Genomic DNA, 21,712 nt, shown 5'->3' on the forward strand with positions numbered 1-21,712 from the left:
GGCATTGTGGACTTGACGGTGACAGCGCCGCCCCCCGAATCGCGAGCTGCATGGATTTCCTCGACGTCCCGACGGTCCTCAAGGTCAGCGCCCTCTTCAACCTGATGGCGGCACTCGCCTGGCTGACGCTGGCCCAGGCCTTCCGCATCGCGCCGCGCGCGGGTCGGCTGATGGCGGCCGCGCACCTGCTGCGGCTGGCGACGCAGGACTACGGCAACCATCTGGCCGGCTGGCCCGACCTGCTGCGCCAGGCCGTGCCGGAGTACGGCCTGCTGGGCGGCATGGTGCTGCTGCTGCTGGCGCTGCGCCGCATGCTGCGCAGCCGCCGGCGGCCGCGGGACATCGCGTGGATCGCCGGGCTCGGTGCGCTGGCCATCGCGGCCGGCCTGGCCGCTGGCTCGGCGCTGCTGCCCGAGCTGGCCGGCACGGCCGCCGTCACGGCGCTGGCGCTGCTGTCCGTGCGCGAGGTGATGCAAGGCGTGGGAGACCAGCTGTCACGCGCCGTCGCCGTCGCCACGACGATGCCCTTCGCGCTGCTGGCGCTGATGAGCCTGGGCCACGGCGCCGAGCTGCTGCTGGAGCCCGGCCTGCACGGCCACCTGCTGCACGGCGAACTGCCATCGCCGGCACGCGCGGTGCTGTGGTTCGTCGTCACGGTGGCCATCACGCTCAGCCTCATCGCGCTGATGATCTGGCGCGTGGTCATGCGCATCCAGCACCTGACCTACCGCGACCCGCTGACCGGCGCGCTCAACCGCCGCGCCTTCGAGCAGGCCCTGGCCGACGCGCAGGCGCAGCTGCAGCGCGGCCACGGCTTTGCGCTGGCCATGATCGACATCGACCACTTCAAGCGCATCAACGACGAGCACGGCCACCCCGCCGGCGACGCGGCGCTGCAGCACTGCGTGCGCATCTGGCAGGCCGGCCTGCGCGAGGTGGACCGGCTGGGCCGGCTGGGCGGCGAGGAGTTCTGCGCGCTGCTGCCGCTGCAACCCGCCGGCGACCTCGCCAGCGCGGCGGCCGTGGCCGAGCGGCTGCGCGCCAGCCTCGCGGCCCAGCCGCTGCAGTGGGGCGGGTGCGAGCTGCCGCTGTCGGCCAGTTTCGGCGTGGCATTGCCCGTGCCGGGCGACGCCGCGGGTGAGATCGGCCTGGCGCGCGCCGACGCCGAGCTCTACCGCGCCAAGGCCGAGGGCCGCAACCGCGTCTGCGTCGCGACGCACCTGCAGGGCTCGCCATGATCACGCCGGCCCAGACGCTGACGCTGCTGGCCGCCGTCATCCTGGCGGCAGGCGTCGCTGCGCTGGTGTGGCTGTCGCTGGCGTTCGTCGCGCGCGTCGCGCCGCGCGCCTCCTGCCTCATGGCCGGCGCCAACGCGGCCGCCGCACTGTCGCTGACGCTGCACGCGCTGCGTGGCGTGCTGCCCGATACGCTGACCTACCGCGCCGGCGACGTGCTGGCGCTCGCGTCGTTCGCGCTGCTGGCCGTGGCGGTATCGGCCATCCTGGACCGCCATCCGACCTGGAAGCCAGCCACCGCCGCCGTGCTCGCCGCGGCGGGCGTGCTGGCGCTGATGCCCTACGACGGGGATCTGCGCTGGCAGGCCCGCATCGTCAACTTCGGCGGCGCCGCGCTGACGCTGGCCGCCGCGCTGTCGACCTGGCGCCGGCTGCGGGCCGCCGACGGGCGGCGCACGCCGGCCGGGCTGTCGCTGCCGCTGTTCCTCATCGCCGCACTGATGACGGTGCGCGGGCTGGAGACCTTTCTGAACCCCGGCCGCACGCCGGACATGCGACTGCCCACCGAGTTCAACCTCGCCTTCCTGTGGGCGGCGCTGGTGCTGACGCTGCTGCAGAACGCGACGCTGGCCTTCCTCGTGCTGATGCGGCTCATCCTGCGCATCGAGCGCCTGCTGGAGCGCGACCCGCTGACCGACACGCTGAACCGCCGCGCGTTCGACCAGGCGCTGGACCACGCCCATGCCTGGCTCCGGCGCGGCCGCGGCTATGCCCTGGTCATGATCGACATGGACCGCTTCAAGCAGCTCAACGACACGCTGGGCCACGCCGCCGGCGACGCCGCGCTGCGCCAGATGGTGCGCGAGCTGCAGCCCTGCCTGCGTGAGGTGGACCGCTTCGGCCGCCTGGGCGGTGAGGAGTTCTGCGTGCTGCTGCCCGACACCGACATCGCCGGTGCCGCGCTGGTGGCCGAGCGCATGCGCGCGCTGGTGCACGCCACGCCGCTGCGCTGGCTGGAGCAGGACTGGCCGCTGAGCGCCAGCTTCGGTATCGCCGAGGCCCAGCGCGACGATGCCGACGGCGCCGCCCTGCTGGCGCGCGCCGACCAGGCGCTCTACCGCGCCAAGCACCAGGGGCGCAACGTCGTCCAGGCCTGAAATGGCACAGCCCCTCGTCCTGTCCCGCGCCGCTGAACGCGGGCCGTGCTGGCCGCTCCCCCGAGGGGACGGCGCTGCTCGGGAGCGGCCCGGCGCTCGGCCCGAATATCGCCACCACCGCCCCTGACATGACGGCCACCGACACCACGCAGACCCTGCTCGACTTCCTCACCGGCATCGGCATCGCCGTGCGCGAGGGTGCCGTGCCGGCCGGCAGCTTCCTGCCCGGCATCCGGCTGGAGGCCGGCACGCTGGTGGTGGACCGCGCGGCCCTGCGCTGGCCGGGCGACCTGCTGCACGAGGCCGGCCACATCGCGACGACGCCGGCGGCATTGCGGGCGGCGCTGGACGACCGCATCGATGACGACCCCGGCGTGCCCCATCGCGGCGAGGCCGAGGCCACCGCCTGGGCCTGGGCCGCGCTGGTACACCTGGGGCTGCCGGCCGAAGTGCTGTTCCACGGCGGCGGCTACCAGGGCCACTCGGCGGGCCTGGCACTGACCTACTCCGTGGGCGTCTACCCCGGCGCCGCGGGCCTGACACAGGCCGGCCTGGCCGCACCCGGCGAATACCCGCGGCTGCGACGCTGGCTGAGAGACCAGCCCCCCCTAGCACGACGAAAGCAAACCCAACGACATGACTGACACCCTTCTGCTGCTCGTCCCGATTGCCGCCGAACACAAGGCGCTGCTGCTGCAGCGCTTTCGCGTCATCGAGGCGCTGGACAGCTCCGCGCGCGCCGCGGCCATCGCAGCCCACGCCGCGGACATCGACTTCGTGCTGACCAACGGCGCGGTGGGCTTCACGGCCGCCGAGATCGCCACACTGCCCCGCCTCCGGCTGCTGGCCGCCCAAGGAGCCGGCTACGAGAACCTGGACATCGCCGCCGCCCGCGCGGCCGGCGTGCCGGTGTGCAACGGCGCCGGCACCAACGACGACTGCGTGGCCGACCACACGCTGGCGCTGCTGCTGGCCAGCGTGCGCGCGCTGCCACAGCAGGGCGCCGCACTGCGGGCCGGCCAGTGGCGCGATGCGCTGCCGCTGTACCCCGGCTTCACCGGCCGGCGGCTGGGCATCATCGGCCTGGGTGCGATCGGCCTGAAGATCGCCAGCCGCGCGGCGGCCTTCGGCATGCGCATCGGCTATCACAACCGTCGCCCGCGTGACGCTGCCGGCAGCGCCACCTGGTTCGACAGCCCCGCCTCGCTGGCCGCCTGGGCCGACGACCTTGTTGTCGCCACGCCCGGCGGCGCGGGCACGCGGCACATCGTCGACACCGCCGTGCTCGCCGCGCTGGGCGCTGGCGGCCATGTGGTGAACATCGCCCGCGGCAGCTGCGTGGACACAGCGGCGCTGGCCGCGGCGCTGCGCAGCGGGTTGATCGCCGGCGCGGCGCTGGACGTCTACGAGAGCGAGCCCCACCCGCCGCAGGACCTGGTGGACCTGCCCAACGTCATCCTGACGCCGCATGTGGCGGGCTGGTCGCCGCAGTCCATCCACGCAACGGTGGAGAACTTCATCGCCAACGTGGACGCGCTGCAGCGCGGCGAGCCGCTGCCCACGCCGCTGTGAGCGTCAGCGGCGGCGTGGCCGCTCGATGACCTCGGCTTCCGCCATCGGCACGTAGACGCGATGACTGCCCTCCTCCAGCGCCTGTTCGACGAAGCGGCGCGGCAGCGGTTGGGTGACATCCGCGGGCAGCGGCGGCAGCTTGTCGAACTGCAGCAGGGGCTCGGCCACCCGCTCGACGGCGCGGCGCCGCACCGACAGCGCGTCCAGCAGGCGCAAGGGCGTAAGCAGTGTCTTCATGACGGTCAGCGTTGAAGGGGCTTAAGGCAACAGACGCCATTGATGCCGGCGCAGCGACAGGCTGGCGGCGCGCCGAGTTTGTCGCGCCCGCCGCGCGGCCGCAAGCGGACTTGCCCCTCGCCCCGGCGTGGTGCGCCCGCCCGCGCAGGCAGGCGGCCAGATGCCGGCCGGTCTGCTCGACCGCCTGGGCGGCGGCATGGGCCTGGGCGCGACGCGGGGCGGCACGCTCCACCTGCGCGACATGCGCCCGTGAAGATGGAGCGCGCCGCTCAGGTCTCGTTGAGCCACAGCCGCTGGAACAGCGGGGAGCGGCACGACAGCCGGCCGTCGACATGCGCCAGGCCTTCACGCTCGATCAGCGTGGGGCTGCGGTCCTCGGCCAACAGCGACACGCCCAGGCCCAGCCGGTGCTGCGGCGCCCAGCGCAGCCCGATGGCCTCGGCCAGCGTGGGCAGCACGTCGACATGCGTGAACTCGCGGCGCTGGTCATCGCCGGGCAACCGGCGGCCGTCGGCGTCGTAGCGCGCCAGCGCATGGAAGACGGTGCGGCCACCGGCCGCAGGCTGCAGGTCGGCATCCAGCAGTGGCGCCGGGCTCAGGTGGTCGCCCATGATCCACACCACCTTGGGCCGGCCGTCGCGCTGCGCGACGAAGCGCTGCACCAGACTGGCCACGACGCGGTCGGTGCAGCGCAGCGAGCCTCGCATCAGCTCGACGGGCACGTCGTCCTCATCCTCGTCCGCAGGCCGCACGGAGCCGGCGTCGCAAGCCGGGTCACGCGCGCCGGCCGGGCCGTGCGTGTCCACCGTCAGCAACAGGCTTGCACGCGCCTCGCCGGGCGCGCGCGGCCGCTGCATGTCCGCCCAGGCCTGCTCGGCCAGGCCGCCGTCCAGCAGCCCCCAGCCGCGCGCGGGCACCGGCACACCCGCGGCCCGCCACTGCTCCGCGCCGAACCGCCGCGTGACGCCATGCTCCTGCAGGAAGCGCCCCTTGCCAGCGAACTTCAGCGAGGCGCCGCCGTAGAAGCTGACCTGCCAGCCCTGCCCGGCCAGCACGTCCGTCAGGCAGTGGCCGCCCGCGTAGAAGTGCGCGGCGTAGTCGTACGCGTGGCGGCTGATGACCCCCACCGGCTGCAGCGGCACGCCGCACAGCGCACTGAACAGCCCGCCCAGCGTCCAGCTGGCCCCGCTGAGGTTGTGCAGCCGGCCCAGCGTCTGCGCATCGTCCTGCAGGCGCGTCAGCTGCGGCAGCAGCGGGGCCCGACCGGCGCGCGGGTGCGTGTAGGCCTCATCCAGCGATTCGACGAAGACGACGAGCACGTCCGGCCTGACGGCCGGCGCCTGCCAGCCGACGTTGCCCGGGTCCACATAGTGCCGGGCGAGATAGTCACCGCCGTCGGCCTCGGGCCGGCAGGGATCGGCCACCGTGGCATGCACGGACAGTACGGCGCCGACCCCCAACGCCCCCAGCAGCGGCAGCCGGTGCACTCGCCGCAGGCGGCCCAGCAGGAAGAGGCTCAGCGCCGTCAGCCCGAGCACGCCAGCCAGGCAGCGTGCCGCGCGCGCGTACAGGCGCGAATCCGCCTCGCCCAGGCCGCCGTGCTGCAGATGGAACAGCACCTGGTCGGGCGTCACCAGCCCGAAGTAGTGGCGCATGAACCAGCTCGTGCCGACAACGGCCCAGAGCGCGAAAACCAGCGTCACCAGCGCCGCGAGGCGCGGCGTTGTGAGACGGCTGAAAAAGTGGGCAAGCGGGCGGGAGGCAGGCATCGGCGGCGAGTCTGCCGACGCCGCTTTGCCACACCGCCTTCAAAGTTTTTCTGAGTGTTGGCGGACTGCAAAGGACTGTGCAGCGCGCGCCCGCTCAACCCGCCTTGGCTGCCGGCGCGGCCACGCAGGCCTTGGCCACCGCCAGACCGCGCAGGAAGCCGCGCCGCACGCCACCGGCCGTGATGGCCGCGCTGACATGCCGGGCATAGCGCTCGGCACCGCTGAGCTTGCGGATCCAGCCGCGGAACGGGATGACGCCCTCGGCCGTGCGCTGCAGCGCGCCGGTGGCGGCATCCTCGCCTCGCTCCAGCAGGCCAGGGCCGCCCTTGCCAGCGGGCGCATCGAGGTCGGGGCCCAGCACCTCATCGAGTGCCCGGATGTCGGCTGCCAGCGCCGGGCAGCTGGTGTCGGCCGGCGTCGCATACGGCGCGGCAGCGGCGGCCTTCAGCACGTCGGGGATGTCGGCGCGGACGACGTTCAAGTCACTCAGCGGCGTCGTCGCGGCATTGGCGACCTTGTCCTGGCTGGAGCTGGCGCAGGCGGTCAGGGCGAGGAGGGCAACAAGGGGCAGGAGGGTGTGGCGCATGGGCACCGATCATCTCAGCCCCGCGTTGATTTTTTCGAGCGCCTCGCTGCCGGGGCAAAGGTCTTCTTCACCCAGCGTGTTGAGCGGCGATGCGGTCGTGCGCTGCGCCGCATGCCAGTCCCGGGCCTGCGGGTCGAGGTACAGCAGGCCGGTCGCGATCTCCCCGGCCGCCGCGCGCAACTGCATCGCGCTCATCGCGCCGAGGCGGTCGGTGGGGTCGTAGCCGGGGGTCGTCCTGCGCAGCCGCAGCGTCGTGCCGTCGGCCTGCGGCACGTCGATGACATCGGGCGAGTCGGGCACCACCTGCTCGTCCGCCAGCGCGATGAAGTCGATGCGGTTCAGCGCCTCGTTGTGGGCACGGACATGGTCGTAGCTGCGCGTGGAACCGGCGTGGTTGTTGAACGCCACGCAGGGGCTCACGACGTCGATGAAGGCCGCGCCGCCGTGCCGGATGGCCGCCTCGATGAGCGGCACCAGCTGGGCCTTGTCGCCCGAGAAGCTGCGCGCGACGAAGGTGGCGCCCAACTGCAGCGCCAGCGCGGCGAGGTCGATCGCGGCATCGTTGTTGGTGGCGCCCTTCTTGGCGACGGAGCCCTTGTCGGCCGTCGCGCTGAACTGCCCCTTGGTGAGCCCGTAGACGCCGTTGTTCTCGACAAGGTAGACCATGCGCACGCCGCGGCGCATCGCGTGCGCGAACTGGCCCAGGCCGATGGACGCCGAGTCGCCGTCGCCCGACACGCCGAGGTAGAGCAGCTCGCGGTTGGCGAGGTAGGCGCCCGTCAGCACGCTGGGCATGCGGCCGTGCACGGTGTTGAAGCCGTGGCTGGCGCCGAGGAAGTAGTCGGGCGTCTTGCTGGAGCAGCCGATGCCCGACAGCTTGGCCACGCGGTGCGGCTCGATGTCCAGCTGCCAGCAGGCCTGCACGATGGCAGCGGAGATGGCGTCGTGACCGCAGCCCGCGCACAGCGTTGACACCTTGCCTTCGTAGTCGCGCCGCGTGTAGCCGACGGCGTTCTTCGTCAGGCTGGGGTGGTGCAGCTTCGGTTTGGCCAGGTAGGTCATGCTGCGCTCCTCGGTGCCGTGGCCAGCGCGTGCACGTGGCGCGTGATCGCGTCGGTGATGAAGCGGGCCGTGATGGGCGTGCCGTCGAAGTGCAGCACCTTGATGAGCCGCGCCGGGGCCACCTCCAGCTCGTTGACGAGCAGGCGGCGCATCTGCGCGTCGCGGTTCTGCTCGACGACGAAGACGGCGTCGTGAGCAGCGATGAACTCGGCCACCACCGGCGCGAACGGATAGGCGCGCAGCCGCATCGCGTCGATGTGGATGCCGGCGCCGGACAGCGCCGCCAGCGCCTCGTCCATGGCCGGCGCGGTGGAGCCGAAGTACAGGACGCCCAGCCGCGTCTTCTGCGCCGCGGCGCGCACCAGCGGCTGCGGCACGATCAGCGCGGCGGTGGCGAACTTGGCGCGCAGGCGCTCGACGTTGCGCACGTAGTCGTCGCCGCGCTCGGAGTAGACGGCCTGTTCGTTCCTCGTCGTGCCACGCGTGAAGTAGGCACCCTTGCTGGCATGCGTGCCGGGCAGCGTGCGCCAGGGGATGCCGTCGCCATCGACGTCCCGGTAGCGGGCGAAGGGCGTGCCGGCATCGAGCTGCTCGGCCGTCATCACCTTGCCGCGGTCATAGCGGCGCGCGTCGTCCCAGGCCAGCGGCGCACACAGGCGCTGGTTCATGCCGATGTCCAGGTCGCTCATCAGGAACACGGGCGTCTGCAGCCGCTCGGCCAGGTCCAGCGCGTCGGCCGCGAACTCGAAGCATTCGCGCGGGTCTTCGGGCAGCAGCAGCACGTGCTGCGTGTCGCCATGCGACGCGTAGGCGCTGGCGAGCAGGTCCGCCTGCTGGGTTCGCGTGGGCATGCCGGTGCTGGGGCCGCCGCGCTGCACGTCGACGACGACGAAGGGGATCTCCGCAAAGTAGGCCAGGCCCAGGAACTCGGTCATCAGCGACACGCCCGGCCCCGACGTGCACGTGAAGGCGCGGGCGCCGTTCCAGCCCGCGCCCGTGATGATGCCGATGGACGCGATCTCGTCCTCGGCCTGCACGATGGCAACGCGCTTCTCGCCGGTGGCCGGGTCGGTGCGGAACTTGGCCGCGTATTTCTCAAAGGCCTCCGCGACGGACGACGACGGCGTGATGGGGTACCAGGCGCAGACGGTGGCACCGCCGTAGATGCAGCCCAGCGCCGTCGCCGCATTGCCCTCCAGAAAGATCTTGTCGCCCACCGCATCGGCACGTTGCACCTGCAGGCCGAACGGCTGCGCGGACAGGTGGTCGCGCGCAAACTCGCGGCCGGCGTGCAACGCGCGCACGTTGGAATCCAGCAGCCGCTCCTTGCCCTTGTACTGCTCGGCGAACAGGCCCTCAATGACCGCGGCCTCGATGCCCATCAACTCGCTGAGCGCCCCCAGCACGAGGATGTTCTTGAACAGCGTGCGCTCGCGCGGCACGTCGTAGGTTGCGTTGCAGATGGCCGTGGCGGGCATGCCGATCACGTGGATGTCGGGCCGGAAGGCGTCGGCGCTCATCGGCCTGGTCGAGTCGTAGAACAGGTAGCCGCCGGGCTGGATCTCGGCCACGTCCTGAGCCCAGGTCTGCGGATTCATCGCCACCATCAGGTCCACGCCACCGCGCCGGCCCAGCCAGCCCGCCTCGCAGACGCGCACCTCGTACCAGGTCGGCAGGCCCTGGATGTTGCTCGGAAAGATGTTGCGCGGGCTGACCGGCACACCCATGCGCAGGATGGCCCGGGCGAACAGCTCGTTGGCCGATGCCGAGCCCGAGCCGTTGACGTTGGCGAACTTGACGACGAAGTCGTTGGTAGCTTCGATGCGGCTCATGCGGCCTCCCGACGGGCCGCCCCCAGGGAGGCCGAACCCCTGCGGGGGGCAGCGCGCGAAGCGCGCGTGAGGGTTGTCGTCATGCCACCTCCTTGCGCGTCGCATGGTCACGGCACGCGGCACCAGCCTTGGCAGTGACGAGCATGAACTTCTGCATGTCCCACGCGCCGGTGGGGCAGCGCTCGGCGCACAGCCCGCAGTGCAGGCAGACGTCCTCGTCCTTGGCCATCACGCGGCCGGTCTTGAGCCCGCCCGCGACATAGACGTCCTGATCGGCGTTCAGCGCCGGCGCGTTCAGCCGCTCGCGCAGGCCGGGGCCGTCGTCGGTGAAGGTGATGCAGTCCATCGGGCAGATGTCCACGCAGGCATCGCACTCGATGCACAGCTTGGGCGCGAACACCGTCTGCACGTCGCAGTTCAGGCAGCGCTGCGCCTCCTTCAGCGCGGTGGCCGCGTCGAAGCCCAGTTCCACCTCGACCTTGATGCTGGCCAGCGCTTCTGCAGCCGCCGCCCAAGGCACCTTGCTGCGCAGGTCCAGCGAGATGGCGTTGTCGTAGCTCCACTCGTGGATGCCCATCTTCTGCGACACGAGGTTGACGTGCGGCGGCGGGCGCTGAGTGACCGGCTCACCGTGCAGCAGGCGGTCGATGCTGACGGCGGCCTCGTGGCCGTGCGCCACCGCCGTGATGATGTTCTTCGGCCCGAAGGCCGCGTCACCGCCGAAGAACACATGCGGCAGCGTGGACTGGAAGCTGGCCTTGTCCAGCACCGGCAGGCCGTCGTCGCCGAACACGATGCCGGCATCGCGCTCTATCCACGGAAACGCGTTCTCCTGGCCGACGGCGATCAGCACCTCGTCGCAGGGAATGACGACCTCCTCGCCGGTCTGCGCCTTCCTGAAGCGCATGCCGGTCAACCGGCCCTCCGCGTGCTCGAAGGCCAGCGGCACGTGGAAGTCGAGGATGGGAATGCCCTCGTGCTCGGCGTCCTCCTTCTCCCACGGGCTCGCCTTCATCTGTGCATAGCCGCTGCGCACGGCGACCGTCACGCTGCGGGCGCCCAGCCGCCGCGCCGAGCGGCAGCAGTCCATCGCCGTGTTGCCGCCGCCCAGCACGACGACGCGCGGCTGCACCGCCGTCACATGGCCAAAGGACACGCTGCTGAGCCAGGCGATGCCGATATGCACCTGCGCGCGCGTCGCGTCGCGCCCGGGCAGATTCAGGTCGCGACCGCGCGGCGCGCCACAGCCGACGAACACCGCGTCATATCCCTCGGCCAACAGCGCCTTCATCGAGTCCACGCGCTGGCCCGGTCGCCACGCCACGCCCAGCCCGAGGATGTAGCCGCACTCCTCGTCGATGACGCGCTCCGGCAGCCGGAAGCGCGGAATCTGCGTGCGGATGAAGCCGCCCGGCTTGGCCTCACCGTCGAACACCGTGACGGCGTAGCCCGCCAGCGCGAGGTCGCGCGCCACCGCCAGAGACGCCGGCCCCGCGCCCACGCAGGCCACGCGCTTGCCGTTCCTGGCGGCGGGCTTGGGCAGCATCGCGCGGAACTCGTCCGTCTTGCTGTCCGCCGCCACGCGCTTCAGGCGGCAGATGGCGACGGGCTCCGGCTTGGCAGCCTGCTTCTCTTCCACGCGCCCCCGCCGGCAGGCGGGTTCGCAGGGCCGGTCGCAGGTGCGCCCCAGCACGCCGGGAAACACGTTGCTGACCCAGTTGACCCAGTACGCCTCGTCATGCCGCCCCTGGGCGATGAGCCGGATGTACTCCGGCACCGGCGTGTGGGCCGGGCAGGCCCACTGGCAATCGACGACCTTGTGAAAGGTCGCCGGGTTCGCGGTATCGGTCCACTGCACGGTGTCTCCTCCGTGGTGCGATCGGGCCAGTCTAGGACCGACGCCCACCCGGAGTCACTGTGGAAACCCTTTCAACCCGGCCGCGCCGGACGCCGCCTCAAGCCGCCGCGCGGCGCGGGCGGATGGCCATCAGGGCCACCGTCACCGCCCAGCAGATCCAGGCGGTCCACATCGTGTGGCTGGGGTAGTGGGCGCCGCGCAGCATCTGCCCGACGCCATAGACGACGCCCAGCGAGACGACACCCACCAGCCAGGCGCGGGCGGCGCGCGGATAGGCCCGCGCCAGCACCCAGCCGCCGCTCAGGAAAGCAAAGGCCGCGCTGGCATGGCCTGACGGGAAGCAATGCCCGCCGCCGCCGTCGCGCAGGCCGAATGCCCAGTGCGACACATAGTGGGCCGCACCGCCGAACTCGGCCAGATCCCAGGGGCAGCTCGTCAGGCTGACGCGCTTGATCAGCGACACCACCAGCAGACATGCCACCGTGATGGCCGCCCACTGCACGCGCTCGCGCCGGCTCAACTGCGGCAGCAGGCGCCCCGGCAGCAGGTTGGCCAGCACGATGAAGGCCATGACCGCCCACGAGAGCAGTCGCCCGCCTTGATGGATGAGGCTGGCCGTGAACCAGCTGTCGCGCAGCGCGAAACCGGCCGCACCGCCCACATGGCGCATGACCCACAGGTCCGCGCCGCTGGCATCCCAGGCCACCAGAACCGCCAGGCCAGCCAGCACCGCCCACACGGCCGCGGGCAGGGCGACGGCGCGCGCGGGGCGGGTGGTGAGGCTGGTCAGCATGGGGGCGAATTGTCGAAAGCCCGCGGCCGGCTGGCTTGCAGCTGGCTGGCGGTCCACCTCGGTACAGACCCCAATGCGTGCCAGAACCGCCAACAAGTCACGTCCGGCCCCCGTGTCGGCGCCTTGTCTACACTGGCCGCATGAGTTCTCCCGTCTTTGCTGCCGAACGCGCCATCCGCGTCGGCCGCCAGGCGCTCGACGTCGAGGCGCGCGCGCTGACCGAGCTGGCGCCCCGCCTGGGCGAGGCCTTCGCCCGCGCCGTGCAAACCATCCTCGCCTGCCAGGGCCGCGTGGCGGTCATGGGCATGGGCAAGAGCGGGCACGTGGGCCGCAAGATCGCCGCCACGCTGGCCTCCACCGGTACGCCGGCGCTGTTCGTCCACCCCGCCGAAGCGGCGCATGGCGACCTGGGCATGGTCACCGGCGGCGACGTCGTGCTGGCGCTGTCCAACTCCGGCGAGAGCGACGAGCTCAACGCCATCCTGCCCGTGCTCAAGCGCCTGGGCATTCCCATCCTCGCGATGACCGGCCGCGCCGAATCCAGCCTGGCCTCGCATGCCAACATCGTGCTCGACAGCGCCGTGACCGAAGAGGCCTGCCCGCTGCAGCTGGCCCCCACGGCCAGCACCACCGCGCAGATGGCGCTGGGCGACGCGCTGGCCGTCGCGCTGCTGGACGCGCGCGGCTTCAAGGCCGAGGACTTCGCCCGCTCCCACCCCGGCGGCGCGCTGGGCCGCAAGCTGCTGACCCATGTGCGCGACCTGATGCGCCACGGCGACGCGCTGCCCCGCGTGGCGGCCGACACGCCGTTCACCGAGCTGATGCGCGAGATGAGCGCGAAGGCGCTGGGCATGGCGGTGATCGTCGACGCCGACGACCGCGTGCAGGGCATCTTCACCGACGGCGATCTGCGCCGCCTCGTCGAACAGGGCCGCGACCTGCGCGCGCTGACCGCCGCCGAGGTGGCCCACCCCAAGCCGCGCACCGTCGGCGCCGACGCGCTGGCCGTGGATGCCGCCGACCTGATGGAAGCCGCGCGCATCACCGTCGTGCTGGTGGTGGATGCCGACCGGCGCCTGCTCGGCGCCATCAGCATCAACGACCTGATGCGGGCCAAGGTGATCTGAGGTGGCGGCGCTGGACTTCCCGCCCGAACTGCTCGTCAAGGCCCAGGGCAGCGGCCTGGCCGTCAAGCTGGCCCTGTTCAGCGTGGACGGCGTGCTGACCGACGGCCGCCTCCACGTCGACGCCAACGGCGAGGCGATGACGACGTTCTCGCTGCAGGACGGCCAGGGCCTGGCGCTGCTGCCGCAGGCCGGCATCACGCCGGTGCTGCTGTGCCGCCGCGACAGCCCCGGCCTGCGCCGCCTCGCGGCCCACCTGGGCGTGGCCCGCGTGCTGTACGGCGTGGACGACACGCTGGCCGCCGCCACGCCGCTGCTGGCCGAGTGCGGCGCGCAGTGGGGCGAGGTTGCCGCCATCGGCAGCGACTGGCCCGACCTGCCGCTGCTGTCCCGCGCCGGCTTCGCCTGCGCCCCCGCCGGCGCCCACGCCGAGGTGCGGGGCGTCGCCCACCACGTCACGGCCGCGCCGGCGGGGTGTGGCGCCGCCCGCGAGTTCTGCGACCTGCTGCTGATGGCCGCGGGCCGCTACGAGCGCCTGCTGCACGCCCACCACGACGCGCCGCACGGAGACCGCCCATGAACGCCCCCGCGCTGCCCGTTCCCGCGCCGCGCCGCCGCCCCGTCCAGCCCTGGCTGTGGCGTGCGCAGAGCCTGGTGTCCAGCTACCTGCCGCTGCTGCTGATGGCCTTGCTGGCCAGTGGCACCTGGTGGCTGGTGAAGAACACGCCGCTGCTGGGCGAGCCCGGCGAGCTCGCGCCACCGCGCCACGTGCCCGACTACCGCATGAACAACTTCGAGCTGCAGCGCATCGGCGCGGACGGCCGGCTCAACGTGCAGATCGCCGGCGCCGAGCTGCGCCACTACCCCGACACCGACACCGTCGAGATCGACCAGGTGCGCGTGCGTGCCGTCGCGCCCGACGGCATGCTGGCCATCGCGGAGGCCAAGCGCGCCATCAGCAACGGCGACGGCAGCGACCTGCAGCTGCTGGGCGACGTGCGGCTGCGCCGCCTGCCCGCCGGCGCCCGCGAGGACGCGCCGGCGCAGATGGAAGTGCGCGGCGAGTTCCTGCAGGCGCTGGCCAACAGCGAGATCCTGCGCTCGCACCTGCCGGTCACCATCCGCCAGGGCGGCACCACGCTGAATGCACAGAACTTCGAGTACCGCCACCTGACCGGCCAGGTCAGCTTCACCGGCAAGGCGCAAGGCCAGATCACACCGCGGCCCACGAAGAAATGACAGAGCTGGTCTTCATCACCGGCGCCTCCAGCGGCATCGGCCAGGCCCTGGCGCTGCGCTACTACCGCGACGGCGCGCGCCTCGCGCTGGTGGCACGCCGCACCGCCGAGGTGGAGCGCTGGGCCGCCGAGCAGCGGCTGGACCCGGCGCGCTTCCAGGTCTACGGCGCCGACGTGTCCGACGACGAGGCCATGGCCCGCACCGGGCGCGACTGCATTGCGCGCCAGGGCCTGCCCGACGTCGTCATCGCCAACGCCGGCATCAGCATCGGCATGGACACGACGCAGTTCGCCGACCTGGACGTCATGCGCCGCGTGTTCGCCACCAACAACGTGGGCCTGGCTGCCACCTTCCACCCCTTCGTCGCCGCGATGAACGCGCGCGGCTCGGGCACGCTGGTGGGCGTGGCCAGCGTCGCGGCCATCCGCGGCCTGCCGGGCCACGGGGCCTACTCGGCCAGCAAGGCCGCCGTCGTCGCCTACTGCGAGAGCCTGCGCGGCGAGTGCCGGCCCTTCGGCGTCAGGGTCGTCACGCTGCTGCCGGGCTACATCGACACGCCGCTGACACGCGGCAACCGCTACTCCATGCCCTTCCTGATGCCGGTCGACGACTTCGCCGACCAGGCCGTCCGCGCCATCCGCGCGCAGGTCAGCTACCGCGTCATCCCGTGGCAGATGGGCGTGCTCGCCAAGGTGCTGCGCCTGCTGCCCAACTGGCTGTATGACCGCGCGCTGGCCAGCCGGCCGCGCAAGGCACGCGCGAGCGAGTAACTGCGCAGCTACACTGCGCGCCTCGCACCGATTGCCGCCGCACCGAGCGGCCGAGGAGGGCACCATGCTGAAGGTTCTTCACCCCTGCTGACGACTGCGCGCTGACGTCCTTCCAGCGCGCTCGCCTCTCGCAGCCCCTCGCGGGCTCCTTGCATTGCGCCGCCGCCCGACCCGGGCCCGCGGCGCCCTCGGTTCGTTCCGCCATGACATTCCGCCTCCTCGGCCTGGGCCTGCTCGCCCTGGCCCTGCCCGCCTGGGCCCACAACCCGACGGCGCTGCGCCTCGCGCCCGACGCCGCCACGCCGCAGATCGACGGCCGCCTCGATGACGACGCCTGGCAACGCGCGCCCGTCTACGAGCGCTTCGTGCAGTTCCTGCCCGCCGACAAGCAGCCGGCGCGCTGGCGAACCACCGTGCAGGTGCTGGTCACCGGCGACGCGCTGGTCTTCGGCATCCGCGCCTGGGACCCCGAGCCCGGCCGCATCCGCGCGCCGCTGGCCCGGCGCGACCAGGTCAAGGCCGACCAGGACTTCGTCTCCGTCTTCATCGACCCCGTCGGGCACCGCCGCAGCGCGCAGTACGTGCGCGTCAGCGCCGCCGGTGCGCTGGAGGACGGCCAGTTCTCCGCCGAGGACGACGCCGAGGACACTGCGCCCGACTTCGACGTCGAGGCCGCGGCGGCCCGCCTGCCCGACGGCTACAGCGTCGAGCTGCGCTGGCCGCTGGCCGCGCTGCGGTTCCCGCATGCCGACGGCCTGCCCTGGCGCATGCTGGTGGTGCGCAACATCCCGCGCGAAGACCGCACGCTGGACGTCAGCGCGCCGGCCATGACCAAGGACGCGCTCAGCTTCATCGCCGAGCTGCAGCCGCTGGACGGCCTGGGCGACCTCGTGGAACAGGTGCGCGAGCGCAGCTTCATCGCCTTGCGCCCCGAGCTGACGCTGCGCTCGACGAACGATCGCGACGAGGCCGGCCAGGTGCGGCGCACGCGCAAGGCCTCGCTGGGCGCCGAGTTCAAGTGGCGGCCGCGCGCCGACTGGGTCATCGACGCGACGCTGAACCCCGACTTCTCCCAGGTGGAGCTGGACGAGCCCCAGCTCGCCGGCAACACCCGCTTCGCGCTCAGCGTGCCGGAGAAGCGGCCGTTCTTCCTGGAGAGCGCCGACGTCGTCGGCCCCACGCAGGCCGACGAATCCGGCGAGAACCGCAGCCTCGCGGCCTTCTACACCCGCGCCATCACCGACCCCGACTGGGGCCTGCGCGCCACCTGGCGCGGCGCCAGCGCCGAGGCCACCGCACTGCACCTGCGCGACGCCGGCGGCGGCACCGTGCTGCGCGCCGGCGCGTTCGCCACCCGCACCGGCCTGCAGCCGCGCGACTCCGAGGCCAGTTTCGCCCGCGGCCGCCTGCAGCTGGGCGGCGTCGGGCTGGCCGGGCTGGTGTCGGCGCGCGACTTCGGCCACGGCCTGGCCACGCACGTCGTCGGCAGCGACGGCGTCTTGCGCGCCGGCGACAGCGACCAGTTCCGCGGCCACCTGCTGCTGTCCAGCACGACGCTGGGGCTGGACGAGGACGGCCAGGTGCGGCGCGTGTCCCGCGAGCGCGGCCACCGCGCGTGGCTGGGCTGGCGCCACCGCGACGCCGACTGGGTCGCCAACGTCAACGTCGAGGAGATCAGCCCGCGCTTCGCCAACGACAACGGCTTCGTCAGCCAGAGCGGCATCCGCCGCGCGTCGGCCTTCGGCTACCTGCGGCTGGGCCCGCGCGAGCTGGCCGGCGTCGACCTGCACGACAGCGAATTCCAGCTCAAGCTGCAGGAGACGCGCACCGTGGCCGACCCGCTGCTGGGCGTCGCGGCGGGCCAGGTCGTCGACCGCCTGCTGCAGCCCGGCTTCTGGATGGCCGCGGCGCGCAACACCGGCATCTGGGGCCATCTGGGCCTGGACAGCCACCGCGCGAAGAGCGGCGGCCGGCTGCACGACACGCGCACGCTGCTGCTGGGCTTCGAGTCCAACCCCGGCGAGCTGCTGAGTTTCCTGATGGCCGAGGTCGAATGGGGCCGCCGCCTGGACGTGGACGCGGACCGCGTGGGGCTCGGCCTGCAGGCGCAGCTGGAGGCCAAGCTGCGCACACCGCTGGCGGGCGGCTGGTGGCTGGAGTTCGAGCAGCGCCTGGGCCTGGGCACCGTCGACGCGCCCGACGGCCGGCGCGCCTTCACGGACCGCAGCGCTCAGAGCCTGGTCGTGCTGCACCTGAGCCCGCGCGACTCACTGCGCGTCATCCACCAGCAGACCCACTTCACGCGCCGGGCCGACGCCAGCGTGGCGCTGGCCGACGAGGACAGCCGGCAACGCCAGCTGGCCGTCATGTTCCAGCACCGCGTGGGCCTGTCGCGCATCGTCAGCCTGGGCCTGAACCGCGCCAGCGAACGCCCGGGCCTGGCACGCAGCCGCGAGCTGTTCGCGAAGCTGACGCTGGGGTATTGAGGCCCCTCGTCCGGTCCTGGGCGGGCCGGCTTGGGGCGGGCCGGCGCTCGCCCCGCAAGCACCGCGCGGGGCCTTCCTGGCGCGGCAGGCAAAAGAAAAGGCGCCCGAAGGCGCCTTGTTCATTGTGCTGGGGTCAGCAGCAGGGCTCAGTAGCCGCCACCGCCGTAGCCGCCACCGCCGCCGGAGCGGCCGCCGCCACCGTAGCCGCCGCCGCCCGAGCGGCCACCGCCGCCGTAGCCGCCGCCACCACCACCGTAGCCGCCACCACCGCCGCCGCCGTAGCCGCCGCCACCGCCGGAACGGCCACCGCCGCCGTAGCCGCCACCGCCACCGTAGCTGCCGCCACCGCCGGAGCGGCCGCCGCCACCGTAGCCGCCACCGCCGCCGCCGAAGCCGCCACGGCCACCGCCGCCAAAGCCACCGGGACGCTCTTCACGCGGACGAGCCTCGTTCACGACGATGGCGCGGCCTTCCAGGGCCTGGCCATTCATGCCGTTGATGGCGGCTTGCGCCTCTGCGTCGGAGCCCATCTCGACGAAACCGAAGCCCTTGGAACGGCCCGTTTCGCGGTCCATCATGACCTTTGCGGAGGTCACGGTACCGAACTGACCGAACGCCTCTTGCAGCGATTCGTCACGCACGCTGTAGGCCAGATTGCCCACATAAAGCTTGTTTCCCATGGGGAAGCCCTTCTCTAACTCAAAAATCAAAAAACCATGTGGAGCTTCAACCCATCGTGAACCATTCAAGCGAAGGTGCGGCGTCCAGACACAGGCAAATCATTATGGTGGCGAGGTCAAGAAATGCACGGCGGCCCTCCGACAAGTGTTGTTTTTCAGAGCTAGCACAAACCCTGTCGGGTCCCGTTTCTCATGTTCGTGTCATCGCTACGATCCCCTTCCGATGCCTTTTTCACCGCTTTCCGCCCTCGCCCGCGTCCTGTGCAGCATCGACGCGCCCCGCAACCTGCGAGCCCTCTACGGCCTGCTGGCAGGCTTCTGCGTGGCCGGCCTGCTGCTCGCCATGGCGCAGTCGTCCATTGCCCGTGGGCAGGAAACCCTGGGCGCGCTGTGGCTGGGCCTGGCGCTGGCTGTCGCTTTTTTTGGCGTCAACACGACGGGCCTGATGCTGATGGACCAGGCGCGCGGCCTGCCCGTGCGTGACCCGCAGGACGCGCTGGCCGACGCGCTGCGCAGCGGCCACCGTGTGCTGCTGGCGCTGCTGGCCTGCCTGTCGCTGGCTGCGGTTGGCGTGGCCGTGCTGGCCGCGCTGCTGTGGGCCACGCGCTGGCCCTGGGTGGGCGCGCCGCTGATGGCCGTGGTGCTGCCGGTGGGCGTGCTGCTGCTGGGCGGGCTGGCGTTCGTACTGGTCGTCCTGGTGGGCCCGCTGGCCGGGCCGGCGGTCTGGGCCGGCCAGCGCAGTGGCGGCGTGCTGCGCTTCGTGCGCGGGCGGCTGCGCCACGGGCTGCCGGAAACGGCGCTGCTGATGTCGGCCGTCTATCTGCTGGTGGCGCTGAGCACCGCGGCCGTCAGCTTCGTCGTCGTGACGGGCGGCAAGCTGCTGGCCGGGCTGGCCATCCTGGGCGCGGGCATCGAGCTGCCGGCGCGCCAGCTGCTGGCCGGCGTCGCGGGGCTGGGCCCGCGAGGCCTGGGCGCCAGCGGCATGGCGCTGGAGGGCGGCAACCTGGGGCTGGCCGCGCTGATCGGCGGCGGCGTGGTGTTCGCGCTGGCGCTGGCGCTGCCGACGCTGGTGTGGCTGCGCGGCTGCTGTGCGGTGTACCTGGCGTTGACCGAAGAAGAATGACGCCGCGCGGAGCCGAGGGGCCAAGGATCGCGTCGCTGGTGCCGAGTGCGACCGAGACGCTGGTCGCCCTGGGTCTCGGGCCTCACCTCGTCGCCCGCACAGGCTTCTGCATCCACCCGGCCGACGCGCTGCGGGACGTGCCCAAGGTGGGCGGCACCAAGGACGTGAATCTTGCCAAGCTGAAAAGGTTGGCGCCGTCACATGTGGTCGTGAACGTCGACGAGAACCGGCGCGAGACTGCCGAGGCGCTGCGGGAATTCGTGCCCCACGTCATCGTCACGCACCCGCAGCGGCCCGAGGACAACCTGGCGCTGTTCGAGCAGCTGCGCGCCGCCTTCGCCGGCCTGCCGGGCGTCGACGAGCGCGCGGCGGCGCTGTCGGCCGGGTTCTCGGCGGCGCTGGCGCGTTGCCGCAGCCAGCCTCGGCCCGCAGAACGGGTGCTCTACCTGATCTGGCGCGACCCGTGGATGACCGTGGCGCGCGACACCTACATCTCGGCGCTGCTGGCCGAGATCGGCTGGCGCAGCTGGCCCGACGCGCACGGTGGCGAGCACGGCGCCGGCCGCTACCCGGCGCTGGCGGGTGACGAGCCCTGGCTGCGCAACGTCGACCGCGTGCTGCTCAGCTCCGAGCCGTATCGCTTCAACGAGACGCACAGGGCCGAGGCCCAGGCGCTGTGCCCGCAGGCCCGCGTGCAGCTGGTGGACGGCGAGCTGCTGAGCTGGTGGGGCTCGCGCGGCGCGGCGGGGCTGGACTACCTGTGCCAGCTCAGCGGGCCCAGTCAATGCGATCAAGCAGCTTTTTGAGCTTTTGCGCCCTGGCGGCGTTGAGCTGAGCCGTCCAGGCCACACGGCCCTGCAGGTGGCCGCGCCAGTCGGCGTGATCGTCACGGTTCTGCGTGGACGGGCCGTCGATGACGCAGCGATGCAGCACGGCCTTCAGGCGGTCGAACTCGTCGCGCGGCAGGTTGGGCCGTGCGTTGACGACGATGCCGCAGACCGACTGCCGCTGCCCGGCGCCCAGCGCGCGCGTCTTGCGCGGGTTGATGACGAAGCCCTCGTCGGCGGCGATGGCGGCCACCCAGGCCGAGAGCGCATGCACTGGCAGCGTGGCGGGGCCGGAGATGACGAGGTCGTCCGCGTAGCGGCTGTAGCGCGCGCCGAAGGCCTCGGCCAGGCCCGTGAGCCGCGCGTCCAGCCCGAAGGCGCACAGATTGGCCAGCGCGGGCGACGTAGGCGCGCCCTGCGGCAGGTGCGGGTCGCGCAGCCGCTGTCGCTGCGGCCAGGCCAGCCGGGGTTCGCCGCGCAGCCAGGCCTCGGGCGCGGCGGTGGTGCCCAGCGCGGTCAGCGCGCAGGCGACGGCCGTGGAGTAGCCCAGCGCCCTGAAAAGCGCATGCACGCGCGACGCACACACCGTTGCAAAGAAGTCGCTCAGGTCGAAGCGCAAGACCCGCCCCTGGCCGGCATGCTGCGCCGCGTGCTGCACGACCGAGCGGCCCGGCGCGAAGCCGAACGCGGCCGGGTGCGGCGGCAGGCCGTCCAGCAGCTGGGTCAGCAGGCGGCGCTGCACGGCCCGCAGGTGCGGCTCGGGCACCTCCAGCAGCCGCCAGCCCGCGCCGTCGCCACGCTTGGGCACGAGCTGCTGGCGGTAATGCTGCTGCGCCAGCGGCCGGCGGCGCTGCCAGTCGGCGGGCAGCGTCAGCCGCCACAGGCCGGCCGGCGTCAGGCCCAGGCCGCGGGCCAGCGCGCCGACGGTGGGCCAGTGCGGGCGCTCCAGCCCGGCCGGCGCGGGCGGCAGGTCCTCAGGCGGGCGCAGCAGCCAGTGGCGGGCCTGCGGGCGGGCGTCACCGGCCCAGGCCTCGGCGAAGCCGTCGTCGGCCAGAACGCGCTCGCCCAGCGTCTGCACGTCCAGCCGCCGCCAGACCTCGCCCGGCACGCGCGCCATCGCCTGCGCCAGCCGGGCCAGCCACGGCGGTCGCGCCTGGAGGCAGACGGCCATGCGCGCCGCCAGCCCGTCCACGTCATGCGGGCCGGCCAGCATCGCGCGGGCCAGCGCCCGGGCGGTCATCGTGCGGGCTGTGTCCACCCGTCGTGTCTCCCTGGAAAAGGTGCGGCACGCCGCCCGAGCGACGGGTGATGCGTGAGGGGTCGGGCGCTGGGGCGCCCCGCGCTTCACGCCCTGCAGGGCAT

20 protein-coding genes are annotated in these 21,712 nt (G+C 72.7%); 11 read left to right on the forward strand and 9 right to left on the reverse strand.

Annotated features, from left to right (window positions below; all coding sequences use genetic code 11):
* Positions 1-50: 50 nt before the first annotated feature.
* From ACG04Q_RS22340 to ACG04Q_RS22355, 4 genes are all read left to right on the forward strand, one after another.
* Entirely contained in the window at positions 51-1,238 is a 1,188-nt protein-coding gene (locus tag ACG04Q_RS22340) for a GGDEF domain-containing protein (RefSeq protein ID WP_394513695.1), read from the forward strand.
* Complete coding sequence (locus tag ACG04Q_RS22345) at positions 1,235-2,392, forward strand: GGDEF domain-containing protein (protein ID WP_394513697.1); 1,158 nt, start codon at positions 1,235-1,237, stop codon at positions 2,390-2,392. Before ACG04Q_RS22340 ends, ACG04Q_RS22345 begins: the two co-directional genes overlap by 4 nt.
* A 128-nt stretch (positions 2,393-2,520) precedes the next feature.
* A complete protein-coding gene (locus tag ACG04Q_RS22350; protein WP_394513698.1) occupies positions 2,521-3,036 on the forward strand; it encodes a hypothetical protein in 516 nt (171 codons plus the stop codon).
* Positions 3,029-3,964, forward strand: a complete 936-nt coding sequence (locus tag ACG04Q_RS22355; RefSeq protein WP_394513699.1) for an NAD(P)-dependent oxidoreductase — start codon at positions 3,029-3,031, stop codon at positions 3,962-3,964. The genes ACG04Q_RS22350 and ACG04Q_RS22355 overlap by 8 nt, the downstream gene beginning before the upstream one ends.
* Positions 3,965-3,967: 3 nt before the next feature.
* Here ACG04Q_RS22355 and ACG04Q_RS22360 read toward each other — a convergent pair whose 3' ends face one another.
* The 7 genes from ACG04Q_RS22360 to ACG04Q_RS22390 all read right to left on the reverse strand — a co-directional run bounded on the left by ACG04Q_RS22360 (position 3,968) and on the right by ACG04Q_RS22390 (position 12,101).
* A complete protein-coding gene (locus ACG04Q_RS22360; RefSeq protein WP_394513700.1) occupies positions 3,968-4,201 on the reverse strand; it encodes a hypothetical protein in 234 nt (77 codons plus the stop codon).
* Positions 4,202-4,470: 269 nt separating this feature from the next.
* Positions 4,471-5,970: a sulfatase-like hydrolase/transferase gene (locus ACG04Q_RS22365; protein WP_394513701.1), complete on the reverse strand. Its 1,500-nt coding sequence runs from the start codon at positions 5,968-5,970 to the stop codon at positions 4,471-4,473.
* Positions 5,971-6,064: 94 nt separating this feature from the next.
* Positions 6,065-6,556 carry a hypothetical protein gene (locus ACG04Q_RS22370; protein ID WP_394513702.1) on the reverse strand — a complete coding sequence of 164 codons (492 nt, stop codon included), beginning with the start codon at positions 6,554-6,556 and terminating at the stop codon, positions 6,065-6,067.
* Positions 6,557-6,565: 9 nt separating this feature from the next.
* Positions 6,566-7,618 carry a 2-oxoacid:ferredoxin oxidoreductase subunit beta gene (locus ACG04Q_RS22375; RefSeq protein ID WP_394513704.1) on the reverse strand — a complete coding sequence of 351 codons (1,053 nt, stop codon included), beginning with the start codon at positions 7,616-7,618 and terminating at the stop codon, positions 6,566-6,568.
* Positions 7,615-9,450 carry a 2-oxoacid:acceptor oxidoreductase subunit alpha gene (locus tag ACG04Q_RS22380; RefSeq protein ID WP_394513705.1) on the reverse strand — a complete coding sequence of 612 codons (1,836 nt, stop codon included), beginning with the start codon at positions 9,448-9,450 and terminating at the stop codon, positions 7,615-7,617. The genes ACG04Q_RS22375 and ACG04Q_RS22380 overlap by 4 nt, the downstream gene beginning before the upstream one ends.
* 79 nt (positions 9,451-9,529) lie before the next feature.
* A complete protein-coding gene (locus ACG04Q_RS22385; RefSeq protein ID WP_394513706.1) occupies positions 9,530-11,308 on the reverse strand; it encodes an FAD-dependent oxidoreductase in 1,779 nt (592 codons plus the stop codon).
* A 97-nt stretch (positions 11,309-11,405) separates the two neighbouring features.
* Positions 11,406-12,101: a phosphatase PAP2 family protein gene (locus tag ACG04Q_RS22390; RefSeq protein WP_394513707.1), complete on the reverse strand. Its 696-nt coding sequence runs from the start codon at positions 12,099-12,101 to the stop codon at positions 11,406-11,408.
* A 140-nt stretch (positions 12,102-12,241) separates the two neighbouring features.
* On the opposite strand from ACG04Q_RS22390, the gene ACG04Q_RS22395 reads away from it, so the two are divergent.
* From ACG04Q_RS22395 to ACG04Q_RS22415, 5 genes are all read left to right on the forward strand, one after another.
* Complete coding sequence (locus ACG04Q_RS22395; RefSeq protein WP_394513708.1) at positions 12,242-13,228, forward strand: KpsF/GutQ family sugar-phosphate isomerase; 987 nt, start codon at positions 12,242-12,244, stop codon at positions 13,226-13,228.
* Between the two features lies 1 nt (position 13,229).
* Positions 13,230-13,805 carry a KdsC family phosphatase gene (locus tag ACG04Q_RS22400; RefSeq protein WP_394513709.1) on the forward strand — a complete coding sequence of 192 codons (576 nt, stop codon included), beginning with the start codon at positions 13,230-13,232 and terminating at the stop codon, positions 13,803-13,805.
* Positions 13,802-14,464 (forward strand): LPS export ABC transporter periplasmic protein LptC, encoded by a 663-nt coding sequence (gene lptC, locus ACG04Q_RS22405; RefSeq protein WP_394513710.1) that lies wholly within the window; start codon positions 13,802-13,804, stop codon positions 14,462-14,464. Before ACG04Q_RS22400 ends, lptC begins: the two co-directional genes overlap by 4 nt.
* Positions 14,461-15,234, forward strand: a complete 774-nt coding sequence (locus ACG04Q_RS22410) for an SDR family oxidoreductase (protein WP_394513711.1) — start codon at positions 14,461-14,463, stop codon at positions 15,232-15,234. The genes lptC and ACG04Q_RS22410 overlap by 4 nt, the downstream gene beginning before the upstream one ends.
* 203 nt (positions 15,235-15,437) lie before the next feature.
* Complete coding sequence (locus ACG04Q_RS22415) at positions 15,438-17,720, forward strand: carbohydrate binding family 9 domain-containing protein (RefSeq protein ID WP_394513712.1); 2,283 nt, start codon at positions 15,438-15,440, stop codon at positions 17,718-17,720.
* Positions 17,721-17,866: 146 nt separating this feature from the next.
* On the opposite strand, the gene ACG04Q_RS22420 is transcribed toward ACG04Q_RS22415, so the two are convergent.
* Positions 17,867-18,400: an RNA recognition motif domain-containing protein gene (locus ACG04Q_RS22420; RefSeq protein ID WP_394513713.1), complete on the reverse strand. Its 534-nt coding sequence runs from the start codon at positions 18,398-18,400 to the stop codon at positions 17,867-17,869.
* Positions 18,401-18,623: 223 nt separating this feature from the next.
* Between ACG04Q_RS22420 and ACG04Q_RS22425 the strand changes: the two genes are divergently transcribed.
* The gene (locus ACG04Q_RS22425) at positions 18,624-19,523 is read left to right on the forward strand and encodes a hypothetical protein (protein ID WP_394513714.1); all 900 of its coding nucleotides are present in this window, start codon (positions 18,624-18,626) and stop codon (positions 19,521-19,523) included.
* Positions 19,520-20,329: a helical backbone metal receptor gene (locus tag ACG04Q_RS22430; RefSeq protein WP_394513716.1), complete on the forward strand. Its 810-nt coding sequence runs from the start codon at positions 19,520-19,522 to the stop codon at positions 20,327-20,329. Before ACG04Q_RS22425 ends, ACG04Q_RS22430 begins: the two co-directional genes overlap by 4 nt.
* Here the strand turns inward: ACG04Q_RS22430 and ACG04Q_RS22435 are convergent.
* Complete coding sequence (locus ACG04Q_RS22435; RefSeq protein ID WP_394513717.1) at positions 20,292-21,608, reverse strand: reverse transcriptase family protein; 1,317 nt, start codon at positions 21,606-21,608, stop codon at positions 20,292-20,294. The genes ACG04Q_RS22430 and ACG04Q_RS22435 overlap by 38 nt on opposite strands.
* Positions 21,609-21,712: the final 104 nt, after the last annotated feature.

It is taken from the genome of Pelomonas lactea (assembly GCF_043555885.1).
In the GTDB taxonomy this organism is placed as follows: domain Bacteria; phylum Pseudomonadota; class Gammaproteobacteria; order Burkholderiales; family Burkholderiaceae_C; genus Pelomonas; species Pelomonas lactea.